Here is a 2,709-nt window from a genome sequence, read left to right as displayed (position 1 = left end):
AGACTTATCCACAAGGTTTTCTTCTTTTTCCCCCTGTTTTCTTCCCATCTGCACATCACCGACACGGTTACTGACACGAACAGAAGATTTATCTGTCAGGTTTTCTTCCACCAGCCCATCCTTGGTCATCTTCTGGACTTTCTTGTCCCTGACTTTCATTCTCTGTTCTGCCACTACTTACTCCTCCTTCTTCGGATACCCTTTCCCTGCCTGTAATAAGCAGAGAAAAGCGATGCCGAAAACAGCACCGCCACTAAAAGTTAATACATATGAAATTGCTCGTAACATTGTTTTCTCCTTTGATTTAACCTGCTTCGGAAGTCTCCTCTAAGCGGGTTGTCATGATTTTATAGAGGGAATTCTTCGGGAATCTGTCTACAAATGGGATAATGACATTTCCATAGAACAAAAGTCCTTCCCCCTCATTACTGTTGGTTACATAGGACAGCTGGGTTGGTGAGATATTCAGCTGTTTTGCCAGAATCTGCCTGTCTCCAGAAGCCTGGTTGAGCATATAAATGAAATCAGAGTTTTCAAAAATATTCTCGATTTCCCTGGAAGCCAATAAATCTTTGATATTCTGTGTTATCTGATTGTTATTATCAGGTGGCTTTTTATCCACCTCTCTGGGGCTTTCGCCCATTTTCATCAGCGTGTCATTTCACGCTCAGCATAGCATATCTTTTTACCACGATTATATCGTACCGGCTGGCAATGCGGCCTCTTGGAGCTGTTATATTCTGCTTATGCAGGTTCAAGCTCTATGCGTTGCGTGTGGCTATTCTATTATGAATAGCCTTCCACTCGGATTAGGTCGCTACCCCTTTCCCGTTTTTTTCCGCATTGATACTTCTGACTTACTTGCCGGTTTCAGTCAGAACGGCGATAGTTTGCACTTTAAGCGACTAACAAGTAACAAACCAGTTCACCAGTTGGAATACCTCCCCATTTACGGAACCTCTTCCAAATTTCCACACTGTAAGCTGCTGTCTGCTCTTCTTTTAATAGAAGATGGAATTCATCCACATAGTAACGGGTAGATTTATGAGCGGAACGATTGATAGTCACTCGGTTCCATACCTGGTCCTGCACAATCAACATCCCGATCTTTTTCAGCTGTTTTCCAAGCTCTTTGATATCAAAACAAACGATACGATTGTTGATATCTACATTTGTGCGATGATTAAATACATTCAGGGAGCCTGTAACATAAATCTCCAATGAAGTTGCAAGACGCTGTGCTTCCGACTCTTCCTGTTTCCGCAACAGATTATATAAATCCTCCAGGATTGGCATCTTCTCCGGTACGGGATCGGCAAGATATTCCTGATAAACCAACCGCACACAACGGTCAATGATAGTTTTTTCTACCGGCTCCAGTCCATTCTTTCCTGAAACAGTTCCTGTGTCGTAAATGGCACGAAGATCGCTGTTGAAGATGTGGTAAGCCCTCTTTGAATTTCAATTCGATTGACTCCCAGTGGAATACAGGACATGAGTGCTGCTTCCTGCTGATAATCCAGTTGTTTTAAGGAACAGTTATATTTCTGTGCGATTCCCTGCACCTGGAAAATATTGTTATCCAGTTTCTGACGCTTCTTTGCGGTATTCATCACCAGAACCGTTACAAGAAACATTCGTTCATTTCTGGACTGCAGATCTTCCAACAGGTTCTTCGCCTCTTCTCCATAGGTTATAAGGTCCGATGGAAGTACGTCCATATCATAACCGGAACGTACTGCCCGCTTCTGCTCTTCAATCTTCATCTTATCCAGATCTGAAATCTTACTCTTGATCATTTTGATCGCAGAACTCTGGTCAATGGACTGGATATGAATGTTGACATTGATGCTGTCATCCACATCCAGGAAATCTGCAAGCATCCGGTCTGTCAGCTCCGGTGCCAGAATCTGCAGGTAACTCACGCTCCCCATCGTTCTTCCCATCAAAAATGTCTGATTCTTGGAAAAGTTAAAGGAAGTCGGTGCAATAAAATCTTTGGTCTTCAATCCTGTTTCCGGCAACATCTTATACTGGAACTTAAATGGCTCAATCCTATCCTGGTTGAACACATGATATAGAATCTCCAGCCGCTCCAGACCATTTAAGGAATGTGCCTGTGCCCCCAGAACCTTAAAGTTATTTAAGATATCTGTTTCGATTCTTTCAAGCCTTGGTCTTGCTACTTTCAAACTCTCTGCTTCAATTCCAAAAGTAATATACTTTGTCTTCACCAGACCATTATTTCCTTTTGAAAGCTGATTTTTCAACATAGTACGATACTCTTCACGAATGGCATTGAAGTCATCGTTCTGATCAGGAATGTCAATGCTTTTCTCAAATTCTGCCACATCCACCTGCTGATTGATAAAGGACAGCTGCACACTGATGGAAGAATCAAAGTAATTTAAGAAATCACAGTAATTTTCAAATATCGTGGTTTTATCCTCATTTAAAGCAAGCTGATAGTTGATGTCATAAAACTGAATTGTCTTAGAGAAAAAGGTCTTTGTCACCTGGCAGATACCATCCTGCAGCATCCGAATATACGGAATACTCTGCTGTGCAGTTGTAGGAATGTTTTTCTGTTTCCTACGATCCCGTTCCTGCTTCTTCCTACGCTTTTCCTGTTCTCTTTCTTTTCTGCTTGTTTTGTTTCTTCTTTCCTGACGGTTTCTTTTTTCCGCCAGGGACAGACGCTCCTGCTGA

1 protein-coding gene and 2 pseudogenes are annotated in these 2,709 nt (G+C 42.2%); all 3 read right to left on the bottom strand.

The window, feature by feature from the left end; translation table 11 throughout:
- Positions 1 to 177: 177 nt before the first annotated feature.
- On the bottom strand, positions 178 to 288 hold the full coding sequence (locus PGQ33_RS16585; RefSeq protein WP_008688066.1) for a hypothetical protein: 111 nt from the start codon (positions 286 to 288) through the stop codon (positions 178 to 180).
- A 16-nt stretch (positions 289 to 304) separates the two neighbouring features.
- A pseudogene (locus tag PGQ33_RS16580) lies at positions 305 to 589 on the bottom strand (hypothetical protein); the annotation flags it as partial.
- Between the two features lie 338 nt (positions 590 to 927).
- A pseudogene (locus PGQ33_RS16575) lies at positions 928 to 2,690 on the bottom strand (VirB4-like conjugal transfer ATPase, CD1110 family); the annotation flags it as partial.
- Positions 2,691 to 2,709: the final 19 nt, after the last annotated feature.

Origin of the sequence: Coprococcus sp. AM100_B19A (assembly GCF_027662015.1) — a bacterium.
GTDB classification, from domain to species: domain Bacteria; phylum Bacillota; class Clostridia; order Lachnospirales; family Lachnospiraceae; genus Allocoprococcus; species Allocoprococcus comes.
Note: the sequence above shows the minus strand (reverse complement) of the source record. Positions and strands in the feature narration are given on the sequence as shown.